The sequence below is a fragment of the Salinisphaera sp. G21_0 genome (assembly GCF_017744115.1).
In the GTDB taxonomy this organism is placed as follows: domain Bacteria; phylum Pseudomonadota; class Gammaproteobacteria; order Pseudomonadales; family Endozoicomonadaceae; genus Endozoicomonas.
Window position 1 is genome coordinate 73,676 of record NZ_JAGHQW010000014.1, and the last position, 22,703, is coordinate 96,378.

Sequence of the window (22,703 nt, forward strand, 5' to 3'; positions counted from 1 at the left end):
ATAATTTTTTAAAGAGGGAACGATTTTCGTGTCAAACAGTCCGATTAGGTAAGAGTAGATCAGTAAGAGATTCTGAATTATTCATTACTCTTCACCATTCGAATGTTAACATCTACTTCAAATTAGCGAGGAAGGTCTTTCAATGCTGAACCCATCAGGAAGTTATCGCCCGCCACAATCACCAGATTTTACCTCTTATGCTCCTGCAATAAGTGAAGAAGATCAGGGGGAATTTAATAAATGTGTAAGAAAAATTATCAATACAGCTGATTATGGTATTAAAGGTGCTGCTTTAGAATTCGGTTGCACACCCGAACAAGTTGCCCAACCATTGAGTGATTATTTGATAAAGCATTACTCATTGTCAGCACCGCAAGACTCGATGATCAGTACCACTCCAAAAAATCCTGATAACCCCGATAATTGGAGATGGGATCTCTGGGAAGAAAGACTTTATACGCCTAAGGGTTATTTTGTATCAGATGAGATACAAACGAAAATTTCACTTGCATTTCTGGATGCCTTAAAAGGGGAAAATCTTCAATCCTGCAAAGATGTGTTGCCTCTCATGGAAGTAGCTACAATAAGTACAGCTTATGATTGTAAAGATGGTTATGACATCGTAAGAAAATTCTGTAATAATTTAGAACCGATTACCCCATTGATTCGCCATTGTATTAGGGAAAGTATGTTCTCAAATGAATTCATTAATAACCTGTTCGAAATATCCTAATAAATAAACATGGAAGCACGAAGTACACAAAGAGCACGAAGGAAAAGAAAATCTCTTCTTTGTGTTCTTCGTGGTTCCGTCTTCAACTTCCCGAAGCTGGGAGTAGGCACTTAATGTCTACCCTAAGAGTGCAGCCAAGCTCAGATATACAACTTACAGGTGCCACAACCATTAACACCAGTACGACAGCATCCGTGATGGATTGTTCCTGTAATGGTGTTCAATACGCTCTTCAATTTCTGATGTGGCTGCCTTCCCACCCAACAGCTGCCACAGTTTTGCCTGGGTCAGATTCCCGTCAGATACTGCCGACATTAAATTTTGGTTAAGTCTTTCCTGAGGATAAAACCCCGCCAATACTTTATCTTCTTCCGAAACATCGATACATTCAAGTTCTGCAACGACTCTTAGCTTTTTATCCAGAAAATTGTTATCTATTCGACCACCGAACTTAATCCAGGCTTTGATATTCTCAGCAAAAAAAGTAGAAGTCCACATACACTTATCCATGGCCTGTCTTAGGCAGTGATCTTTTTCCTCTTGAGTAAACGTGATAAGACCTAGCTTTAACAGCGTCTGCGCGGCCGCAAAATTCCCAAAAAAATGCACAGCCTGAGTAAGGACATCCGGAATTATTTTCTCAACCTTCGGCCCACCTACCTTCAACGCCCATTTTGCGGCTTCCGTATGGCCCATAAATACAACCTCTTTGAAAAATCTATCAAAACGATCATCTTCATAGGTTTCCCGACTGAGCGAACGAATATAAAAAAGGAATTCAATATAAGGTAAATTTATGCGTGATTTTTTATCAAACGTGCTGGACACATGTAATAGGCTTTTTAATATTTTATCAACTAACTGGCCATGATGATCGGACAAAAAAACCGGTTGTATTTGTCAATGACATGACTTGGTGAGTCCCAGGCTCTTGACACCGATTGAAATCATGGACACATCAAGTAATGCCCTTCTGATTACTCTTGCTGATAATTCTTGCAGTGATTCAGTTCCGGTTATTTCAGACTCACCTGAATTGATTATATAAGTTTTAAGGGTATCTAAATCTTCAGCTTCCAGAACTCTTTGATATTTAAAAAAGGCAAGCGCTTCTTGCGCCTTACGGGCTTGTTCTTGCACAAGCCCGGGATCCTGTCTATGACGATATGTTGATAGTTCAGCAAGAGAGAGATTAACAACATTGTCAGGTAACATTTTCTGGTTCTCAAGCAGAAATATATTTCTGCATCAGACCAATTTTTCTGCATTAAGTTTCCCAAACCCATATCACAACAGCGAACTGAAGAAACGATCAACCACTTCGGTAGCCGCCCCGTAATACTGTTCATCAAACAAGGAACCGTGATTGCCCGGCTCAAGATTCAATTCAACCGTCTTTGCTCCTGCAGCAGCGGCCTCCTGAAAGAACCCGGCAGCAGGATAGACGTTTCCCGACGTACCAATGGAAACAAAGAGATCACAGACGGACAGTGCCTGATAAATCTCATCCATCTGTAAAGGCATCTCACCAAACCAGACAATATGTGGGCGAAGATTACCGGCAACACCGCAGCATTCACATTGAGTGTCGACGGTAACATCCTGATCCCAATAAAAAACCTGCCCTGTCTCCTGGCAGTGAACTTTCAATAACTCACCATGCATATGAATCAGCCGGTTGCTCCCTGCCCGCTCATGGAGATCATCAACATTTTGCGTCACCAGAAGAAAACTTCCGGAGAAATGACGTTCAAACGCGGCAAGTGCCTGGTGAGCACGGTTTGGTTTGACTGAGTTCAGCTGCCGCCTTCGGTCGTTGTAAAAGCGTTGTACCAGTGCGGGGTTTCGGGCGTAGCCTTCAGGGGTTGCCACATCGTCAACAGGATGATTCTCCCAGAGCCCGTCACTGGCCCGGAATGTTCTGATTCCGGACTCGGCAGAGATACCCGCACCGGTCAGTACAACAATGGATGAATAGCGCAAACCAATCTCCTGTAATCAACGACGGTATTTAGCTGTATAATGTATGGCCTTGCTGGTACCGGCAGCAACCTCAACACGAAGCAGGTCCGGCTTTTCCAGCGTGGCTCCCCTGACACTGTCGAGCTTTATCAGATTGGCGTCACGCTCTCTTAACAACAGCGTAATACTGTCTTGTTGATCATTAGAAACCGTTACCTGCCATTTTACCACCAGCTCTTTACTGCTCTTCTGTTCAACATCAACACGGTTACGCTCAACACGAACGGCCAACGCTTCTCCCATGGTCAACCAGGCGTTATCTCCAGCGGTGGTTTTGGGTAACCAGGAGTGACCACTGATGATATAGCCACCATCCGGGTCCTGCTCATACACACGAACCTGTGCTGGCGGGAGGTCCAGGGGTGCCTCAAATTTCCAGGTCAATCTGGGGCGCTCAGCCGTGACCGTTCTGCCACCGGTGGAACGGCCATATACGTCAAGGGTATACAGCTTCTCAAGGTGCAGTGGTTCTGAGAAAAGATCCATCAGCTGCCTGCTATTGGCGGGAAGAACTGTGCCCTTTGGTAAGGTGGTCAGCAATACTTCACCGACACGCTCCCCGTAGTCAGCAGTATCTGCCATAGCCGAGGCTTTAAGCATCCGGCTCTGTTGGTAAAATTCGTCAACGCCTCCCTCACCACCGGCCACAAGACGAATGGTTGCCTGATCGAAGTTGATATTGGCACTGTTGGTTAGCAGCGTTTTTAATTCCAAACGTCCCTGGTTGTGGGATAAAAGCGTTAACCGATAGTGGCTGTCGTAGCTTAATTGAGGCGTAATATATGAGAGCTTCAGAGGACCACTCACCGACTGCTGGCCAAAATCCGCCCTCACATATTTGAGATTTTCACCCTGAGTCTCTGAAGAGGCCTGTGACAGTATCCTCAACCCCTGGGGATCATGATAATCAATCAAATACTGACGGCCATTGTTGCCTTCCACCAGCCCGACTCCCTGCTGGTAGCTGACCAGTTTTCCCTGAATGGCAACGTTGAGACCGCCACCAAACAGTTCAACGTTTTTGCCCACCAGATTACGGTAGTAATTATCGCGATCCAGGCCGCCCTGGTACCAGAAGACGTCCTCAGGCCGGTAAACGGTATCACCATCGATGTATTCAAGGTTCAGACTGCCATCAAGCCGATTGATCGGCAGACCAGCAATCTTCAGGCTGCCCTGTCCATCGGGTTGGGCATTGAACCTCTGGCTGACCAGGGCTTTATCACTGTAGAGCGTCACTACCGTTGACTGTGGTTGCTCAACGTTCAATTTGCCCGGTAACGATTCACCTGAGGCCCGAGTTATCACAAACCCGGACACTAGCAGAATCAGTAATGAGTGCTTAAACATAATGGCTCACCTGTACGCCGCTGAATTGATAGGTTTGCAAGCACTTTAAAACGAATAGATTGCGTTGTCTCTCACCTTCACAGAAATGAGCGAATCACCGAGGGCAGCCCCCACGATGTTATCGGTTAAACTGCCAGAACGGGTTTTCCATCTCCAGATCTAACGCCTTGCCATAGCCCGGAACATTTACCTGTTTTTCCGTAAACGTCAGGTCAGAACCGTCCAGCACCCCTTCACCAAACTGATAAATGGGGTTTGCTTCACCGCTCTGGCAGCGCTGTTCATAGTCATCCTGCTGTTGGGTGACTGTCTCATTTTTCTGTTGCCATTGCATCATGGCCTTATCGCCATGGCGGGCTTTCAGCATTTTTCGGGTTATTTCCGGGCTGAGCAGCAGGGCTGTGGCATTGTTGCCACCAAAACCCTTGGCATTAATCAGGGCAAGATCCATCTGATCAGCCCCGGTTTCCAGGTGATTCAGCAGAATATTGAGTTTTTCTGAGTAGACGTCTTGAGCCAGGCCATTGATCGTTCTGATACCGGGAATAAATCCATGCTTCCAGACGCCGAGTGTCGCCATAATCTGATCACCACCCGCTGCGCCAATGGAATGACCAACGTAACTTTTTACCGCAGCCACCGGCCAGCTCTCCATACCAAACACTTTTGCGGTTTCACTGAGAATCTGAGACTCGGTCACCCGGTTCTGCGGCGTTCCTGTGCCATGGGCCTGAACAAAACTCCGGTAACGAAGGGCGTCTTCGCCAGCAATGGCTCTGCCCAGGGCGGCAGCCCGGGCGACGGTCAAATGATTACCGGCTCCCGGGGCAGAAATAGACTTCTTGAAACCATCCGCATTAATAAAGACATCCGCCACCGATCCCAGGATCTGTGCACCACACTCAAGGGCCAGTTCATCATCCATCAACACCAGAAACTGACTGGATTCGGCAATGGTGAATCCGGCATTATCCGCAAATGGGCGACAGGCTCTGCGCCAGTCCGGATTATCAGAATCCGATAAACCATCCAGTTTCCGCAGTGCCGCATCCGTGGTCAAAGCCCCCATGGTGGAATAACCTTCCATGACTTCCGGGGTAATTGGCGCTTCACTGTTGCCCACAATCACCAGACGACGACGGCCACTGCGAATGTCAGCAGCGGCCTGCTCCAGATTGTAAAGCATGGTGGCACAGGCTCCCATACTGGTACCCGTGCCACCCAGAGAACCAAGGATATAGGCATTGATAAAATCCGCCGACATCTCGGCAAAGCCCAGTGGACACTGCTTGGAAGTCACCCGCTTACCCAGCAGGCGGGACTGAAGCAAACCGCCATTGCCGTTAAAATCCAGTTGGCTCATGGCACTGCCGGAATAGACCGCAACCTGTTCAGGGCTTAGCTTCTGCTTGACCGCATGCCAGTCCATACCGGAAGAATAAATCGCATCGGATGCACCGAACACCGTCATTGTCAGTGACCTGGGGTGGTTCCGGGACTGGTACAGCTTTTCCGGGGCAAACCCGCTGGGCAGCTGACCCGCAGCATTGACCAGTGATTCACGGATTGAAGGAATCATTAACGGCTGGCCGGCTTCGATTCTCACCTTGATCTGGCCATCTTCCAGTTTTTCTAACTGCCAGCCATCGGGCAGTGGATTGGGTAAACGACGGCCCTTCAGAATAATTTCCGATCCGGACTCAGCCTGAATGGCCTGATGAAAAGGAACGGCTTGCGGATTAAACAGGTTGTTTTCCAGCTGGCGAATCAATGTTCCCGACAGAATATCTTCCCGACTGCTGTCTTGTGGCAGATTTCTCAGCGTGCGAAGCGCAGCAAGAGTTTCTTGCTGCGACCGGTCACTCAGGCATTCCAGCACCAAACGACGGTAGCCATGAAAACCAGAGGTTCTTCCAGCTGGGCTGACCCCACCTTGAGCAACAATAACGGGTAATCTGGACAAACCACACTCCTGTATAACAACTGAATGATCAGCCACTCAAAGTCTGAGGAGCGATCAGGTTGTTATGAATGCAAATTAAGAATCAAATGAAGTTGGCACTAGTTTAATGATTTCGTGATAAACTTAACCGGATGAAAAAGACACAAATACGGACAAAAAAGACAGACCACTGAGCAGTTTTTTATATCAATGTTCCTACAATCCCCCCCAATCCAGTTAAACCGGGTCCTGATCCCTATGGTGGAACATATGATCAGTACCAGTGTGACATTGCCGCTTGAGATGCTGGAAGCGGCAATGACCTATACCCGACTGTCAGCCAATAAAAAAAGTATTGAAGTTCATTTCTGTGCCAGTACGCCTGCCCCCATCACCACCACTGGTGGCCTGAGACTGACACCGGACAGAACCTTTAAACAGAGCGGCTATGGTGATCTGATTCTGGTGCCTGCGCTCTGGCGCAACCCGATTCCGGTGGTCAGGAAACACCCCCAAATCATTGAATGGTTAAAACGCCAACACGATGCCGGTGCCGTATTTGCCGCAGCTGGTACCGGGGTAGCGTTTATGGCAGAAACCGGGCTTCTGGATCAGAAACCAGCCACAACCCACTGGTTTTACATGGAAAAACTGCAACGTTTTTTCCCGGATATTGAGTTCAAACCCAATCACCTGATCACCCGGGCAGGTCGTATTTATTGCGCTGGCAGTGTCAATTCGGTCGCTGACCTGATGGTGCACATGATTGGCGTGGCCCTTGGCGAGTCAATCGCCCAAAAGGTTGAACAGCAGTTCTCCCATGAAATCAGAAAGCCCTTCAAAGACACCCATTTTGCTGAAGACCATGCCACAACCCACCAGGATGAAGTGATCGTCTCCCTACAGGACTTTATCCACCATCATTTCGCCAGTGAAATCTCTCTGGCTGCCCTTGGCAAACTGTCGGGTTTGAATGCCCGGACACTGAATCGCCGTTTTCAACAGGCCACCGGTTCCCCGCCAATGGAGTATGTCCGCAAAATCAGGCTTGATCAGGCCAGCGATCTATTAAAGAATACCAACCTGGGCATTGCCGAAATTGCCCTGCAGGTAGGATTTGCCGACGCTGATTATTTTTCCAGATTGTTCAAACGTCGCTACCAGCTCACGCCTTCTGAATTTCGCAGAAGTGTCCGGGGCAAACTGTTCTACCTGAATGACACCACAATGGAATGATTACAATAAACGCCGGAAAATTCCGGGGTTTTGGAGACTCCCTCACATGTTCCTGAGAAAACCCGCCCTGGGCGCTGGATTATTGTCCCTCTGCCTGTCCTCTTTCAGCCTGGCGGCTTCGCCCCTGGGACTATGGAAAACCATTGATGACAGCACGGGTAAAGCAAAAAGTTATGTCACAATCTTCGAGGAGAATGGCAAACTGTCTGGCAAAGTGACACAGATTCTTGACCCTGCCAAACAGGACAGCATTTGTGACCAGTGCCAGGGCGACCTCAAAGATCAGAAAGTTCAGGGCATGACCATACTCTGGGGCATGAAAAAGCAAGGCAGCAAATATGACGATGGAAAAATCGTCGATCCTGAATCCGGGAAAGTCTACAGCGCTAACATGAAAGTGCTGGAGAATGGCAGTAAACTGGAAGTCCGTGGTTATATCGGGTTCGCGCTGATTGGCCGTTCGCAAACCTGGGAACGTGTTGAAGAGTAATACATAACCCCTTGAACTCATTATTAATTACCACCGCGTTTCTGATGGCAGCTGGTCTGATCACCGGCTCTATTCTCTTCTGGACCCTGCGCCTGGGCATTGGCCCCACTCCCACTTCCCGAAAAGTCAGGGCGGCGATCAGAGATATCCTTCCAGATAACGTGTCCGGTCATGTTATGGAGCTTGGTTGTGGCTGGGGACACCTGATTCCCACATTAAGAGAAAAATACCCTGACAAAAAAATTGAGGTCTGGGAACGTTCTCCGGTTCCAGCCCTGTTTACCGAGGCAAGGTATGGGATCGATGTTATAAGAGCGGATTTCTTCAAGGCAGCCCCTGGTAACGCGGGCCTTATCGTTTGCTATTTGTATCCCGGAGCGATGGATCGTGTTGAAAGAGAATTGATTCCTCAACTGCCACCTGGTTGCTGGTTACTTACCCACACATTCAGTTTATCAAACAGAGTGCCGGTAAAGACTCTTAGGGCCAACGATCTTTACCAGACACCTGTTTTTCTTTATCAAGTTCAGCCAGCTTAACCTGAAAAGCCAGAGACTTAATCAATTAAGCTTTGCCTGTGTTCAGATAGGCAGAAATAATACCCGTTACAAGGGTACATACTCTTGAAAAGACACTTTCTGATGGTTCAGGAACGGGTCTGGCATTGTATAATCCAGTAAATACTTCAGGGGATTTATCCTGCAGCCCCAGAAGCTCATGTCTTGGTATCACCATAACAAAACCTGCATCAGATGTATCTCCTCCAAAAAGAACAGAAGCAAGTTTATCCTCATCTCCATCCTGCTCTTCAACTTTCATTCCAAATGCACGCCCAGACGTCTCGTCAAAATGACACAGGGGGAATTTGTATTTAGTACCTGTAATACCTGTAGTACCGTCAATATTCATAGTCTATCTCCTACTCCATAAGAAACTTTTCAGAGAACTGAAAAATCTGTGGGTTTTATTTTTTGGACTATCGTTTGTTTCGAAAGTTCCATCATGTTACCGGGTGATAATAATTAAAAATCTGTTTGATTATTAAAATGGCGAAGAAGCAGGCAAGCGTTGTGTAAAAAACGCCAACTATATCATGATGATGTAATGGTAAAGGATCTCAGGGGTACGGAGATTTTTATGCAGCAAATATGCTGTGAAAGTCAGTCAGCCGATAAGACTCAATGGAATATGTTGAGACTTCCCCTGCCAGCGATAGATCTCCAACTCCGCAGGGTCACAGGAAACACACCCCTTTTTGCAGGCCACGAAGCAACCCGGCTGTTCACAGCTCAACTGACCTTTCCTTAGCCAGTGTGAGAGCATCCCTCTCATGGCCTCAGGTGTGGTGTTGAATTTCACACTGAGGTCAGCCAGAGAGCAAACTTTCTGCTGTTTCAAATAATCGCGGATTTTGATCAGCATGGTCAGCGCCTGTCACTTCAGGTTCCGGTTGATGACCAAAAGCACTGACAGTGCTTTTGGTCACGCTTTGCGTCTACGATATCATTGCGGACTGACATCCATCCGCCCTTGCAGTACTGAGGCTCCCATGCGTTTCATCAAGGTAACCACAATAAACATCATCAGCATTATCGATACCACCCAAAGTAGCGTTTCGCCAGGCTGCACAGATATCAGTGACAGCTGGTAATAAATAGTGGCAACCGCATAGCCAAGGAAGAAAGTCCATCCGGAAATGAACAGCGTCCAGCCCAGGGTGGTTTCCCGGTAAATAGCACCCAATGCTGCTACGCAGGGAGTATAAAGAAGGATCATCAATAAGTAGGCAATGACCGCAGCATGACTGGGGAACAAGCCTGCCATAACAGAGAACGTGCTGACCTTGACTGCCTGCTCTTCGGCAACCGCATCCAGATCGGTCAGATCGCCAACTTCGACGCCCAGAGGGTCTGCCAGTGTGCCACTTAAACCACTCAGATTGGCCCCAATAGTGGCAATGGCTTCCTGCAAGCCTGCCAGCAGATCAAACGACGTTTCACCCTCGGTGTCAGCGTTTTCAGACGCGGCAATGGCACCGTACATTGAGTCAAGGGTACCCACAACGGCTTCTTTCGCCAGAATACCTGTAAACAGTCCCACAGCCGCTGGCCAGTTTTCTTCCGTCATGCCCATGGGGGCAAATACCGGGGTAATGGTTTGGCCAATCTTGCTGAGCATGGAGTTCTGAGTGTTCTGATGACCGAAAGAGCCATCGGTACCAATAGCATTCAGTGTGTTCAGCACGACCACCACCATCACAATCGCTTTGCCAGCACGCAGGATAAAAGCCTTGAGACGATCCCAGGTGCGTAACATGACCTGAGTCACCGATGGCAAATGGTAATTGGGCAACTCCATAATAAATGGCGAACTGTCGCCGCTAAGGATGCTCTGCTTGAGAATCAACCCGGTAAATATGGCCGCCAGGATACCCACCAGATACAAAATAAACACCACATTCTGGCCGGACTCCGGGAAAAAGGCAGCGGCAAACAGTGCGTACACCGGCAATCGGGCACCGCAGGACATAAAGGGAGCCATGGAGATGGTCAACAGCCGGTCCTTTTCATTGTCCAGTGTCCGTGCTGCCATAATCGCAGGTACGTTGCAGCCAAAGCCCACCAGCATGGGAACAAAGGCTTTGCCCGGAAGCCCCAGAAAGCGCATGAGCCGGTCAATGACAAAAGCAGCCCTGGCCATGTATCCCGAATCTTCCAGGATGGAAAGAAACAGAAACAGGAAAGCAATCACCGGGATAAATGTCGACACTGTCTGGATACCACCACCCACACCATCCGCCAGTAACGTCACTGCCCAGGCGGGAGCACCTACCGAGTTCAGCCAATGGCCCAGCCCGTCCACCAGCAGAGTCCCGGTAAAGATATCGAAAAAGTCGATAAAGGCACTGCCGAAGTTAATGGTGAACATGAACATCAGATACATGACACCCAGAAAAATGGGGAACCCAAGCACCCGGTTCAGTACGACACGATCAATGGATTCCGTCAGCCGGTGACTGACAACGCCTCGCTCACGAATCACTGACTCCATAAGCTGACCAACCACATCGTAACGTCGACTGGCCAGAATAATATCCAGGTCTTCCTCAAGGGCAGCCTCAATGATATGACGCTGCCGGGTAGCCTCATTAACCACGTGCCAGGTCAGTTCCGGAAGAGGAACAGTGTCACCTTCCAGTAACTTCAATGCATACCAGCGGCGGGACAGCGGACTATCAAGATGAACGGACGCTTCAAGGGTCGATTCAATAACAGCAATGGCCTGTTCCAGTTGTTCACCAAGGTTCAATGGTGGGGCTACGGAAATACCATTATTCAGAAAATCATTAATATCCTGTAAAAAGGCTTTGATATTGCCTGCCTTGCTGGCAACCAGGGGCAGCACCGGGCAGCCGAGTTCCTCAGCCAGCTTGTCAATATCAATGTCCATGCCCTTTTCTCTGGCAACGTCCATCATATTGAGTACAACGATGACCGGAGCCCCCATGTCCAGCAATTGAGTGGTCAGGTACAAATTTCTTTCGATGTTCGAAGCATCAAGAATATTGATAATTAAATCAGCTTCACGCTTCAGGATATAATCCCGCGCCACCTTTTCATCAAGAGAGACATCGCTGTCAACGACATCAAGACAGTAGGTTCCGGGCAGATCAACGACTTCTATGGCGTTACCTGCAAAGGTATAAAAACCACTGCGTTTTTCCACAGTAACGCCAGGCCAGTTACCAACCCGCTGACGGGCACCGGTTAACGCATTGAACAGCGTTGTCTTACCACAGTTAGGGTTCCCTACAATTGCAACAACGTGTTTTTTCATGTTCTGGAAACCTCTACAACAGCGGCTTCATCCTTACGGATAGATAATTGGAAGCCCCTGACTTCCAACTGGATTGGGTCCCCCAGGGGAGCAACACGACAAACTGTGAACCGGGTTCCGGGCGTCAGTCCCATTGCCAGCAATTTCCGCCGGTAGGCACTGCCAGCATCCAGAAAAGCTATTACCCGGCCACATTCGCCGGTTTTCAGTTCACCCAATGTCACATTCATGTACTGCTCTCCAAAGACATCATAAGTCGGTCCTGGTAGTTCCTGTTCCTCACAGCAGGTGAAAACTTTCAAACAGCGACCAAAACATTTTTTACTTAAATCAGATGCCAGGAACAAAAGCCTGATTTTTGTGGGGTTTTTAGTATGAAATCGCTGGTGCCTGACAAAATTTCAATTGAAACGAATATATACGCAAATGAGAATGGTTACAATTTAGAAATTCAATAACCCACCTCAATAATTGACTTAGGTCAATACCAGTCAGCTATACGTATATGAATGTGAATCGGATATCAGATTGATAAGAATTGAAAAGACAGGCGGTTTAGACCGACTGATTAGCAGGATAACCAATCAGTCATTCTTTGAAGTGATCGTTACTGACAAGCGATCGTTTTATGGAACCGACGGGTACATCGCACCAGACATAAACTGAAGTATCCGGTTGACCTGGCAGCTGTAACCGAACTCATTGTCATACCAGACATAAAGCACACAGCGTTTTCCGTCAACGATAGTGGCTTGCCCATCCACAACGCCAGCTCGACGGCTACCCACAAAATCACTGGAAACCGCTTCAACAGAGGTGACGTAATCCACCTGTTTCTGAAGGCTGGAATACAGTGAGGTCTCCCGGATAAAGCGATTAAGCTCTTCAACGGTGGTTGCCTTGGCCAGGGAAAGGTTAAGGATGGCCAGTGAAACATTAGGGGTCGGCACCCGAATAGCATTACCCGTCAATTTGCCCTCAAGTTCAGGCAACGCCTTGGCAACGGCTTTCGCTGCTCCGGTTTCGGTAATGACCATATTCAGGGCAGCACTGCGTCCCCGACGCTCACCTTTGTGGTAATTATCAATCAGATTCTGATCATTGGTGTAGGAGTGAACCGTTTCAACATGACCGTGTTCAACACCAAACTCATCATTAATGGCCTTCAGCACCGGCGTGATCGCGTTAGTGGTACAGGAGGCGGCGGAAAGAATCTGATCGTCCGGCTCAATATCGTTATGATTTACCCCATAAACAATATTCTTGATATCCCCTTTACCCGGTGCTGTCAGCAAGACCCTGGATACTCCCTTTGATTGCAAATGAAGGCCGAGTCCCTCTTTATCACGCCATTTGCCGGTGTTGTCGACAACCACGGCATTGTTAATGCCATACCGGGTGTAATCGATGGAATCCGGGCTATTGGAATAAATAACCTGAATAGCCACACCATTGGCGTAGATAACCTTATTCTCTTCATCAACAGAAATAGTGCCCTTGAAAGAGCCATGGACCGAGTCACGACGCAAAAGGCTTGCCCGTTTCTGAAGATCATTACCTGCACCGCCGGGTCTGACAACCAGGGCCCTCAGGTTAAGACCAGAGCCACTGCCCGCACGCTCAATCAGGATTCTGGCCATCAAACGGCCAATCCGTCCAAAGCCATACAATACGACATCCTGACCTGGGCCCAAAGTCTGTTTATGGCCATTAGTCACTGACGCTACTTTTCCGGTCACATACTCTTTCAAAGACCGGTCTTCAGCTTCCGCCCGATAGCCAACGGCCAGCTTGCCAATATCAATACGGGATGGCCCCAGATCAAGACCGGTCAGAATTTCCAGCACAGGGTAAGTCTCACGGACAGAAAGACCATTGTCCTCAATCTGACGGACAAACTTGTGCGCTTTTAACAGGCTAATTACAGAGCGGTTAATGACGGGATGCCCAAATACAGACGTGACAACATGGTGATTCCTATACAGCTTGCCGATCAGTGGGATCATTGACTCAGCCAGTGCTTCACGCTCTTTCCAGTCCTGAAAACGGTCTGCTACCACGATAAATTCCCGTTTATTATTTCTGTTTTAAATACAATCCCTTATTTGGGACTTATGTTCCGTAGGTATTATCCTTGTTGATGGTGTTTGAGGCAACAAAGATTATCAAACATTAACATTGATGATCTTCCTGCCTTTGATTTTCCTCCTTATTTCCGCCATTTCCCGCTGGCAATACTGGGAGAACAGGATCACAAACGCTACAATCCACCACTTATATCTGTATTTGGGGTAATCAGGAGAGCCTTCAGGATTTTCATGTTTCAACACACTATTCCTCTGCCAACCCACCCCGGCGACAAGCTTCAGTGGGGAAATCTCGCGAAAGCCGGGCCTGCCCTGACCATTTCCTGTGCTGCGGTATCGGACAACCAGCCGCTGATGATTATTACGCCGGACAGTTCATCAGCAAATCGGCTGGAAGAAGAGCTGGCCTTCTTCCTTGCTGAAGAAGCTAACATCAATGTTCAGCAAATGCCGGACTGGGAAATACTGCCCTACGATACCTTCTCACCCCATCAGGATATTATTTCCCAGCGACTGTCAACGCTCTATCACCTTCCCCTGACCGACAACCGTGGCCGAAAAAAAATTCTGATTGTGCCCGTGACTACGCTGTTACACCGCCTGTGTCCGAAGAACTATCTGCTGGGCAGCTGCCTGTCCTTGCAACCGGGCACCCGGTTTATCATTGATGAACGCCGAGGCCAGTTTGAACAGGCCGGATATCGCTGTGTTGACTCAGTGATGGAGCATGGCGAGTTCGCTATCCGTGGCTCTATTGTTGATATTTTCCCCATGGGGGCTGACACACCCTATCGGGTTGATCTGTTTGATGATGAGATAGAGTCGCTGAGAACGTTTGATCCTGAAACGCAACGCTCCATTGAAACGGTTGAGGAGATACAACTGCTACCAGGGCATGAGTTCCCCCTGGATAAGCAAGGGATAGCGTTATTTCGCAGTAATTTTCAGGAAACTTTTGACGTTAACCATCGTGAATGCCCAATTTACCAGGATATCAACAAAGGAATTGCCAGCCCGGGCATTGAATACTATCTGCCTCTCTTCTTTGAGGAGACGTCAACGCTTTTCGACTACATGCCACAAAACACCCGAATATTGATCTACGACACCGTGGGTTCATCGTTAGATCATTTTTATTCAGATGTTCATGCACGTTATGACAACCGCCGTGTTGATCCGCAAAGGCCAATACTTCCGCCATCCCGGGTTCTGATGCCCTCGGAGGAGTTTTACAGCAGACTGAACGACTTCCCCAGAGTCACACTGTTTGAACAGCCTGTTGCACCCAAAGCCGGTCGATTTAATTTAAGCCGTGAGGAATTGCCGGAACTGACCATTAATGCCCGGCTTGAGCAGCCACTGGCACACCTCAAAACCTTTATAAATGGCATAAATCATGTTCTGCTGGTCGCCGAAAGTGCCGGGCGGCGGGAAGTACTGCTGGAGCTGCTGAGCCAGAATAATATAACCCCTGACCTGTGTGATGGCTGGTCCGCATTTCTTAAAGAAAAGCCCGCTTTGGCTGTCAGTACCGGGCTACTGGACAACGGACTGTATCTACCGGAAGAGCAAATCGCTGTTATCCCGGAAGCACTTTTGCTTGGCCAGAGAGTACAACAGACCAGACGGCGGAAGACGGAAGACGAACAAAGTGCTGACCAGGTTATTCGCAACCTGACCGAGTTAAGAATCGGTGCCCCTGTGGTTCATATTGACCACGGAGTTGGCAGATACCGAGGGCTGGAAACACTGGCAGTGGATGGCCAGACCACGGAGTTTCTGACCCTGGAATATGCCAACGAAGCCAAACTCTATGTACCTGTCGCTTCTCTCCACCTGATTTCCCGATACACCGGCGCCGATGATGAACTTGCCCCGCTGCACCGACTGGGCAGTGAACAATGGAGCAAGGTGCGGCGTAAGGCCGCTGAAAAAGCCAGGGACGTGGCCGTTGAACTGCTGGATATTTATGCCCGCAGAGAAGCACGAAAAGGGTTTCCTTTCACTGAGCCGGAGCAGAATTATCTGGCTTTTGCTGCAGCCTTTCCGTTTGAAGAAACGCCGGATCAGCAACAGACCATTGCCGCCGTTATTGGTGATATGTGCGCACCTAAACCCATGGATCGTCTGGTCTGTGGTGATGTGGGCTTTGGTAAAACAGAAGTTGCCATGCGTGCCGCTTTCCTTGCGGCCCATAGCGGTAAACAGGTGGCCATTCTGGTTCCCACGACGCTGCTGGCGCAACAACACTACGAAAGTTTTCGTGATCGATTTGCGGACTGGCCCGTAGAAATTGATGTTATTTCACGATTCAAGTCGCAAAAAGCCGTGGATCAGGTAAAAGAGCGGCTCACTGAGGGCAAACTGGATATCATTATTGGTACCCACAAGATTCTCCAGGGCGACCTGACCTTTAAAGACCTTGGCCTGCTTATTATTGATGAAGAGCACCGCTTTGGGGTTCGCCACAAGGAAAAGCTCAAGTCATTGAGGTCCGAGGTTGATATCCTGACCCTGACCGCAACGCCCATTCCCAGAACACTCAATATGGCCATGTCGGGTATTCGCGACCTGTCCATTATCGCGACACCACCGGCACGGAGACTCTCGGTTAAAACCTTTGTCCGGCAATATGATCAACCCCTGGTGAAAGAAGCGATCCTCAGGGAGCTGCTTCGTGGCGGGCAGGTGTACTATCTTCACAATCAGGTGGAATCCATCGAAAAAGTAGCCAGCGACCTTCAGGAACTGATTCCTGAAGCACGGGTCATCACCGGTCATGGCCAGATGCGTGAGCGTCAGCTTGAACAGGTGATGTCCGATTTTTACCATAAGCGCTACAACGTTCTGGTATGCACAACCATTATTGAAACCGGTATCGATATCCCTAATGCCAATACCATCATCATCAACAGGGCAGACAAGTTTGGTCTGGCCCAACTGCATCAGCTTAGAGGCAGGGTTGGTCGTTCACACCACCAGGCCTACGCTTATCTGTTAACACCGGCCCCGAAATCGATGACTGCTGATGCCGCGAAACGTCTTGAAGCCATATCGGAAGCACAAACCCTTGGTGCCGGGTTTATGCTGGCCTCGAACGACCTGGAGATCAGGGGCGCGGGTGAACTGTTGGGTGAAGGTCAGAGTGGCCAGATACAGAGTGTTGGCTTTACACTCTACACCGAGATGCTTGAACGTGCCGTTAACGCCATCCGCAACGGCGAAACGCCCAATCCGGATCAGCCTTTGAACCATGGCACAGAAGTAAACTTACGGCTTCCGGCCCTGTTGCCTGAAGATTATATTCACGATGTCCATAGCCGCTTGATTCTCTATAAGAGAATTGCCGCCGCTGATAATGAGGAAAAGTTAAAGAACCTTCAGGTTGAGCTGATCGACCGGTTTGGCCTCTTGCCCGACCCGGCCAAAAACCTGTTCCGTCAGATGAAGTTAAAACTCTGTGCCCAGAAACTGGGCATCAAGAAGCTGGATGCCAGCAGCAAAGAAGCAAGAGTCGAGTTTGAAGAGCAGCCCAGTGTCGACCCTATGCTGATTATTAACCTTATCCAGTCGAGCCCTCAGCAGTTCAGGCTGGAAGGCAGCAGCATCTTAAAGTACATTGACGCAATGGAAACTCCGGAACAGAGATTTAAGGCAACAGAAACGTTGCTGGGCAGGCTTGCTGGTTAACAGCTTATCTCTACCAATAGCTACACCTGGCTGGTTTTCAGACAGTCAGGAGCTGCTGCAAAAAAGCCCCCCTGATTCCGGATTGGGTGATCCAAGGAAATTCTGTATGAAAAAACTTCAGCTTATCGCATTGTCGATAGCACTACTTGTTAATGTACCGCTTTCTGCTGCACAGAAGGCGAGTGATGGAGGACCTGATACCCCATGGTATCAGGTGGATCTTGTGGTTTTTCGTTACCTTAAAAATGACAGTGGCGAAGCCTGGCCTCCCGTTGCCGGTTACCGAGCGCCTGTCAATGTAATCAAACTGAAAACTCACTCTGCCGACCCTGATGATAGCAGTCCTCTGTTTGACATCATTGAGCCTGTAAAGCAAATCCATCCTGATGTTATGCGTGATGCCTACATTGATCTGCCAGCCAATGAAAGGATTCTGAACAGCCAGGTTACTGCACTTGAGAGAAATCGCAACTATCAGGTGATTACCCATAAAGCCTGGCGAATGCCTGTCAGCGCTGAATCAGGTAAGCGACCGATTGAAATCCGGGCTGCTGTCAGTGGGCAGAACAACCTGTTGCTGAATGGTACAGTCAGCGTCAGTGAGGAGCGCTTTCTGCATGTTGATATTGATCTGTGGCTGAATAAATTAAGTCCGGAATCACTGTACTCCACACTGTCCGGGAACAATTACGAACAAAAGACATCCGACGTTCTTGCTGCTTCTGATATAGGATCTGACAATCTGGTGAGGCTGGATGATGGCTCTCCGCCTTTGCGCATAACCGATAACTTTCAAATAAAGCAGCGAAGAAGAGTCCGGAATGTAAAGGAACTTCAATACATAGACAGTCCGGAGATTGGCGTCCTATTCAAACTTACGCCTTATGACCGCCCTGACGCGCTGGTGGAAACGGGAATGATCATTTCAGAAAAAAGCAGCTGATATTGGTAAAAATGAGTAAGCAGACTAACTCCTGATCTGCTTACTCATGATAAAACTGTTTTTATCCCCAACAGTCTGATACTCAACGCTATCCATCAAACTCTGGACGATTGGCAACCCTCTACCGCTGCATAGCCACGCCGCAGGATTGTCAGGATCCACTGACATATCCCTGCTCCCCAGTTTACCCTGCTCCATTGGCTTACCCCAATCGCTGATGGTCAGCATTAAGCAAGCCTGCAAAAGACTGACCCCAACCTCAACCTTATGCCCCTTTTCATTACCATAGGCGTGCTCGATGGCATTATTCACAATCTCAACCACACACAGCTCCACACGATTCACCTCAACCGGGGACAGTGTTGTCATGGCACAAAGGCCCCGGACAGCCATGGCAATCAGGGTGGTATTCGCCAGCTCACTGTCAATCTCAAGCCTGACAGCCTGCCCCTTTTCGTCGGTCATGATTACTTCTCCTTAATGGCCTCGGTCACTGTAGGGAGAATGGTAAACAGCTTGTCCATAGAGGTAAGACTGAAAAGATCCATAACGGCAGGCTGGGCACTGGCCAGCTTCATGGAACCGGCTCCCCCCATTTTCTTCAGACCTGCCACCAATGCCCCCAAACCACTGCTGTCCATAAAGCGCACCTGGGATAAATCAATCACCAGGTTATCGGAGCCATTGTCGATCTGGTCAAACAGATAAATCCTCAGAGGCTCTGATAGAGATGCATCAAGCCGGGTTTCGTCGATCGATACGATGGTATGCCCGGCATCATTTTTAGAGTCAAATGGCATGTCGCTCTCCTTGCGTCATAAACGTTGCATAATTAATAAGGCAGCATAAGCCTGGTTACGGCTGCCACTCCAATACCAGATAAGTTACATCATCCTCAAAAACATCAGCTCCGGTCCAGTTAGTAATGTCCTGCTCAACCCGGCTGATCATGGCTTCAATGGTGTGATCAAAAACATCTTCCAGAGAAGCCACCAGCCGATCTTCACCAAACATCTCACCAGTATTGTTTTCACACTCCGTCACCCCATCGGAGTAGAGAAAAAGTCGGTCACCAGGTTGAAGCTGAATAGTGACATTTTTATAGGTCATGCCTGGCATCATACCTATCGGTACGCCACCACAGGTAATTTTTTCGACAGATTTTGAACCGCTTTTCAGCCACAGTGATGATGGATGGCCAGCCTGCGACAACGTAACAGAACCGGTGCGACTGTTGATTATCCCATAGGCAATGGTGAAGTAGAGCATCGACTCAGGTTTTGCCTGAAACTGCTCATTCAGACTCACCAGCACTTCATTGGGTTCTTTTATCCGATAAAAAGGTGGCTCGCTGAATGACTCCTTAACCAGTGATCCACTCCCGTCCTCACGAAGGGTATTGTTCAATGAAAAAGAAAACAGTGCTGAAGGAATACCATGTCCGGCCACATCCAGTTGATAGAAGCCCAGTGTCTCTCCATCAAGCGCCTGATAACCAAACATATCGCCGCCAAGAATGCGGCTTGGTTTGAAATACCAGTTAAAATCCACACTCTGAATTTTCGCAGGCTCAGATAGCAGACGGGCCTGTGTTTCTGCCGCCGACTCCAGGTCTTTTTCTATGGTATGTATTTTATGTTCAAGCGCCGCTTTTAATTCGATAATTCGAATGCCGGCATTAAGGCGCGCACCAAGCTCATCAAAATCCACTGGCTTATTGATAAAATCATCAGCACCACGGTTAATCCCTTCCACCACGGCCTCACGATCCGAGTTACCCGTTAGCAGCATGAAATAGATATAGTACCCAAAATCACTGTTACGGATCGCTTCACAAAGCTCTATACCATCCATATTGGGCATCATCCAGTCGCTGATGACAATCCGGATATCCGGATGGCTTTCCAGAACATTCAGTGCTTCATAGCCATCTGATGCCTCAAAAACACGATGCCCCTGCTTTTTCAGAACCACAGACAGAATCATTCTCTGGTCACGGGCATCTTCAACAATCAGTATATCCATTAGCCTTGTTATCAATTTTCATCGTATTGAATATAACTACTGTGTTATCGACCCATCGGAAAGAATCCTTCGGGTCGGATAAGCGAACAACGCCCCTTCCTCGTTAACAACGGCTGCAATCAGAAGCAAAATAGATTCCTGAGCCTTTAAAAAACCAACACGATCCGTTCTTGTGATATGCACCCGAACCTGACATAAAAGGGCAGAATCATCATAACGGATGAAAACGGCATAATGAGGCTCACGACTGTCAACCTCGGGAACCTGTTGAACAAGATCATCTATGCGACTGAGAATACGGGGTATTTTTTCAATATCCTCATAACGAAGAGCAAAATTTTCAATCATCCGGCGGTTTTTCATTCGAGTGGCATTCTCCACCACTATGCCGGTAAAGAGTGAGTTTGGAACATAAATAGGCCGTCTATCAAAGGTTCTTATTTTGGTCAGACGCCAGCCAACCTTTTCGATATGCCCTTCAATGGATCGGTCCGGAGAGCGAATCCAGTCACCCTCGGTAAAAGGACGATCCAACATCAGCATTAATCCACCAAAAAAATTGGCCAGCCAGTCCTTGGCAGCAAGACCCAGAATAATACCGCCAATACCACCAAAGGCCAGAAGGGTTGACAGGCTATACCCGAAGGCCTGGGCAAGGCTCAACAGTGTGGAGATAACGATAATCAGCTGCACTGAACGGGCAATCACTGAGGGCGATAAGCGCTCGCGCCACCGCTCTCCCATGGAATCCAGTACCTCTGCCATATTCAGGCTGATTTCCCAGATGAACCAGGCCGGATAGATGATCAGAATGAGTTTTTGAATCAGTGGCAGGGTTTCATTGACACCCGACCGCTCAAGCCCCGGCCAGTAATGCGCCGAATAGAGAATGAACAATACCCAGGGCAGCGTCAGCAAGGGTCTGTGCAATATGTTGATAGCCAGGCCCCAGAATACCCGTTCCGGCCCCTTTTGCTCGCAATGGGCCAACCACTTTATGCCATAAAATGAGGTACCAGACAGCAAAAAGGCAATAATCAAATGAGAATAGAACGATATAAATTCGGGGTTCATAATCGGGATCATTCAGGGATTTCAGTTGGTTATTTTTATAAATTGTAGCCAGTTTGTTTACTACTCTCTTTCAAGCATTCCCACAATCTTCACAAACCGCAGCAACACCTCTGACCAACCATTTGAAACCACTAAATTTTCACAGCCTCAAGGGACGGTGAACCGGCACGCTGCTGAATATCACTTACTCCCTGATCAGATAATTCCAGCGTACGGGTCGGGAAGGCAATATCCGCCTCATGACTGTGTATAATGCTGATGATCTCAAGCAGCACGTTCTCCTGAATCTGCAGATAGGCCGCCCAGTCAGTGGTTTTGGTAAAACAGTAAACCTGACAATCAAGGCTTGATGCACCGAAGCGAATAAAATTCACAATGATAATCTTATCCTGATCAATAGCGTCATGATGCCTCAGGTAACTGCGAACATCCTCAAGAATCACATTGACTTTATCGCTGTCACGATACCTTAATCCAAAGACCTGTTTGATACGTCGATTTTGCATCCGGGAGGGATTTTCGACCGAAATATTCATAAATGTAGAGTTCGGAACATAGAGAGGGTGTTTTGCAAAGGTCATAATACGAGTCTGTCTCCAGCCAATATACTCTACAGTGCCTTCTATTTTTTTATCCGGAGAGCTAATCCAGTCTCCCACACGAAAAGGTTTATCCACATAGATCATCCAGCCCCCAAAGAAATTAGCCAGCATGTCTTTGGCGGCAAAACCCACAGCCAGTCCACCCAACCCACCAAAGGCAAGGATACCGGAAAGGCTGTACCCCAAGGCCTGCATGGCAACCAGAATCCCGGTAATGATGATGGCAATTCTTATCAGGCGGCCCAGGGCAATAACTGAGGTCTGATCCAGTTTCTTCTTGCGCTCAACCTGTAGGTAGCGATGTTCCAATGCGTTGATAAAGGAGACAAAAACCCAGCAGAAAAGCACAATAACCAGTAGATCCCGGAAACTGAGAAGGCGCTGAAACAGAGTGTTTCCGGTTCCTTCCCATATTTCTTCTGCTGTCCAGCTTAACCCGGCAACCCAGATAAACAGATAAACCGGCTTCTGGCTCGCCGCAAGCAGAGCGTTATCCCAGAAATTCTGGGTAGCTTTTACTTTCGTCGTGAGCTTGCCGAAGAGTTTGCCGACAAGATATCGGGTAAAAGCTGTCAGACAGGTAGCTATCACTGCCAGGGGCAGCCAATCAGGAATATTGGCTGAAGTAGAGGATAAAAAGTCCATGGTTATACCACAATGCTTAACCAAACC

At 48.4% G+C, this 22,703-nt stretch carries 21 protein-coding genes; 6 read left to right on the top strand and 15 right to left on the bottom strand.

All coding sequences use genetic code 11. From position 1 onward, the window contains the following. The first annotated feature begins 142 nt into the window (after positions 1 to 142). A complete protein-coding gene (locus tag J7439_RS08545; protein ID WP_209201411.1) occupies positions 143 to 733 on the top strand; it encodes a hypothetical protein in 591 nt (196 codons plus the stop codon). A 171-nt stretch (positions 734 to 904) separates the two neighbouring features. Here the strand turns inward: J7439_RS08545 and J7439_RS08550 are convergent, their stop codons facing one another. The 5 genes from J7439_RS08550 to J7439_RS08570 form a co-directional block, all read right to left on the bottom strand. After that, the gene (locus J7439_RS08550; RefSeq protein ID WP_209201412.1) at positions 905 to 1,561 is read right to left on the bottom strand and encodes a hypothetical protein; all 657 of its coding nucleotides are present in this window, start codon (positions 1,559 to 1,561) and stop codon (positions 905 to 907) included. Between the two features lie 72 nt (positions 1,562 to 1,633). Further along, the gene (locus tag J7439_RS08555) at positions 1,634 to 1,948 is read right to left on the bottom strand and encodes a hypothetical protein (protein ID WP_209201413.1); all 315 of its coding nucleotides are present in this window, start codon (positions 1,946 to 1,948) and stop codon (positions 1,634 to 1,636) included. Between the two features lie 72 nt (positions 1,949 to 2,020). Then, the gene (cobB, locus tag J7439_RS08560) at positions 2,021 to 2,716 is read right to left on the bottom strand and encodes a Sir2 family NAD+-dependent deacetylase (RefSeq protein ID WP_209277708.1); all 696 of its coding nucleotides are present in this window, start codon (positions 2,714 to 2,716) and stop codon (positions 2,021 to 2,023) included. Between the two features lie 15 nt (positions 2,717 to 2,731). Beyond that, entirely contained in the window at positions 2,732 to 4,105 is a 1,374-nt protein-coding gene (locus tag J7439_RS08565) for a hypothetical protein (RefSeq protein WP_209201414.1), read from the bottom strand. A gap of 118 nt (positions 4,106 to 4,223) precedes the next feature. Further along, positions 4,224 to 6,068, bottom strand: a complete 1,845-nt coding sequence (locus J7439_RS08570) for a beta-ketoacyl synthase (RefSeq protein WP_209201415.1) — start codon at positions 6,066 to 6,068, stop codon at positions 4,224 to 4,226. A 189-nt stretch (positions 6,069 to 6,257) separates the two neighbouring features. On the opposite strand from J7439_RS08570, the gene J7439_RS08575 reads away from it, so the two are divergent. Genes J7439_RS08575 through J7439_RS08585 form a run of 3 tightly spaced genes read left to right on the top strand, consistent with a single transcriptional unit; the run spans position 6,258 to position 8,312 of the window. Next, positions 6,258 to 7,283, top strand: a complete 1,026-nt coding sequence (locus J7439_RS08575; RefSeq protein ID WP_286198257.1) for a GlxA family transcriptional regulator — start codon at positions 6,258 to 6,260, stop codon at positions 7,281 to 7,283. A gap of 46 nt (positions 7,284 to 7,329) precedes the next feature. Next, positions 7,330 to 7,773, top strand: a complete 444-nt coding sequence (locus J7439_RS08580; RefSeq protein WP_502950415.1) for a DUF2147 domain-containing protein — start codon at positions 7,330 to 7,332, stop codon at positions 7,771 to 7,773. Between the two features lie 44 nt (positions 7,774 to 7,817). Beyond that, positions 7,818 to 8,312 carry a class I SAM-dependent methyltransferase gene (locus J7439_RS08585; protein WP_209201418.1) on the top strand — a complete coding sequence of 165 codons (495 nt, stop codon included), beginning with the start codon at positions 7,818 to 7,820 and terminating at the stop codon, positions 8,310 to 8,312. Positions 8,313 to 8,337: 25 nt separating this feature from the next. Here J7439_RS08585 and J7439_RS08590 read toward each other — a convergent pair whose 3' ends face one another. The 5 genes from J7439_RS08590 to J7439_RS08610 all read right to left on the bottom strand — a co-directional run bounded on the left by J7439_RS08590 (position 8,338) and on the right by J7439_RS08610 (position 13,670). Further along, a complete protein-coding gene (locus J7439_RS08590; RefSeq protein WP_209201419.1) occupies positions 8,338 to 8,682 on the bottom strand; it encodes a hypothetical protein in 345 nt (114 codons plus the stop codon). Between the two features lie 255 nt (positions 8,683 to 8,937). Further along, positions 8,938 to 9,195 carry a FeoC-like transcriptional regulator gene (locus J7439_RS08595; protein ID WP_101747513.1) on the bottom strand — a complete coding sequence of 86 codons (258 nt, stop codon included), beginning with the start codon at positions 9,193 to 9,195 and terminating at the stop codon, positions 8,938 to 8,940. Between the two features lie 81 nt (positions 9,196 to 9,276). Next, positions 9,277 to 11,610 (bottom strand): Fe(2+) transporter permease subunit FeoB, encoded by a 2,334-nt coding sequence (gene feoB / locus J7439_RS08600; protein ID WP_209201420.1) that lies wholly within the window; start codon positions 11,608 to 11,610, stop codon positions 9,277 to 9,279. Continuing rightward, positions 11,607 to 11,840 carry a FeoA family protein gene (locus J7439_RS08605; RefSeq protein ID WP_286198258.1) on the bottom strand — a complete coding sequence of 78 codons (234 nt, stop codon included), beginning with the start codon at positions 11,838 to 11,840 and terminating at the stop codon, positions 11,607 to 11,609. Before J7439_RS08605 ends, feoB begins: the two co-directional genes overlap by 4 nt. 396 nt (positions 11,841 to 12,236) lie before the next feature. Beyond that, positions 12,237 to 13,670, bottom strand: coding sequence for a glyceraldehyde-3-phosphate dehydrogenase (locus tag J7439_RS08610; RefSeq protein WP_353623024.1), 1,434 nt, complete (start codon positions 13,668 to 13,670; stop codon positions 12,237 to 12,239). A 258-nt stretch (positions 13,671 to 13,928) separates the two neighbouring features. On the opposite strand from J7439_RS08610, the gene mfd reads away from it, so the two are divergent. Continuing rightward, complete coding sequence (gene mfd / locus J7439_RS08615) at positions 13,929 to 17,387, top strand: transcription-repair coupling factor (RefSeq protein WP_209201421.1); 3,459 nt, start codon at positions 13,929 to 13,931, stop codon at positions 17,385 to 17,387. A gap of 106 nt (positions 17,388 to 17,493) precedes the next feature. Further along, positions 17,494 to 18,330: a CsiV family protein gene (locus J7439_RS08620; protein WP_209201422.1), complete on the top strand. Its 837-nt coding sequence runs from the start codon at positions 17,494 to 17,496 to the stop codon at positions 18,328 to 18,330. Positions 18,331 to 18,354: 24 nt separating this feature from the next. On the opposite strand, the gene J7439_RS08625 is transcribed toward J7439_RS08620, so the two are convergent. The 5 genes from J7439_RS08625 to J7439_RS08645 form a co-directional block, all read right to left on the bottom strand. After that, the gene (locus tag J7439_RS08625; RefSeq protein WP_209201423.1) at positions 18,355 to 18,795 is read right to left on the bottom strand and encodes an ATP-binding protein; all 441 of its coding nucleotides are present in this window, start codon (positions 18,793 to 18,795) and stop codon (positions 18,355 to 18,357) included. A gap of 2 nt (positions 18,796 to 18,797) precedes the next feature. Further along, on the bottom strand, positions 18,798 to 19,130 hold the full coding sequence (locus J7439_RS08630) for an STAS domain-containing protein (protein ID WP_101747520.1): 333 nt from the start codon (positions 19,128 to 19,130) through the stop codon (positions 18,798 to 18,800). 55 nt (positions 19,131 to 19,185) lie between these two features. Further along, positions 19,186 to 20,355 (bottom strand): PP2C family protein-serine/threonine phosphatase, encoded by a 1,170-nt coding sequence (locus tag J7439_RS08635; RefSeq protein WP_209201424.1) that lies wholly within the window; start codon positions 20,353 to 20,355, stop codon positions 19,186 to 19,188. Positions 20,356 to 20,391: 36 nt separating this feature from the next. Then, positions 20,392 to 21,441 (bottom strand): mechanosensitive ion channel family protein, encoded by a 1,050-nt coding sequence (locus J7439_RS08640; RefSeq protein ID WP_209201425.1) that lies wholly within the window; start codon positions 21,439 to 21,441, stop codon positions 20,392 to 20,394. 119 nt (positions 21,442 to 21,560) lie between these two features. Then, positions 21,561 to 22,676: a mechanosensitive ion channel family protein gene (locus tag J7439_RS08645; RefSeq protein ID WP_209201426.1), complete on the bottom strand. Its 1,116-nt coding sequence runs from the start codon at positions 22,674 to 22,676 to the stop codon at positions 21,561 to 21,563. Between the last annotated feature and the right edge of the window lie 27 nt (positions 22,677 to 22,703).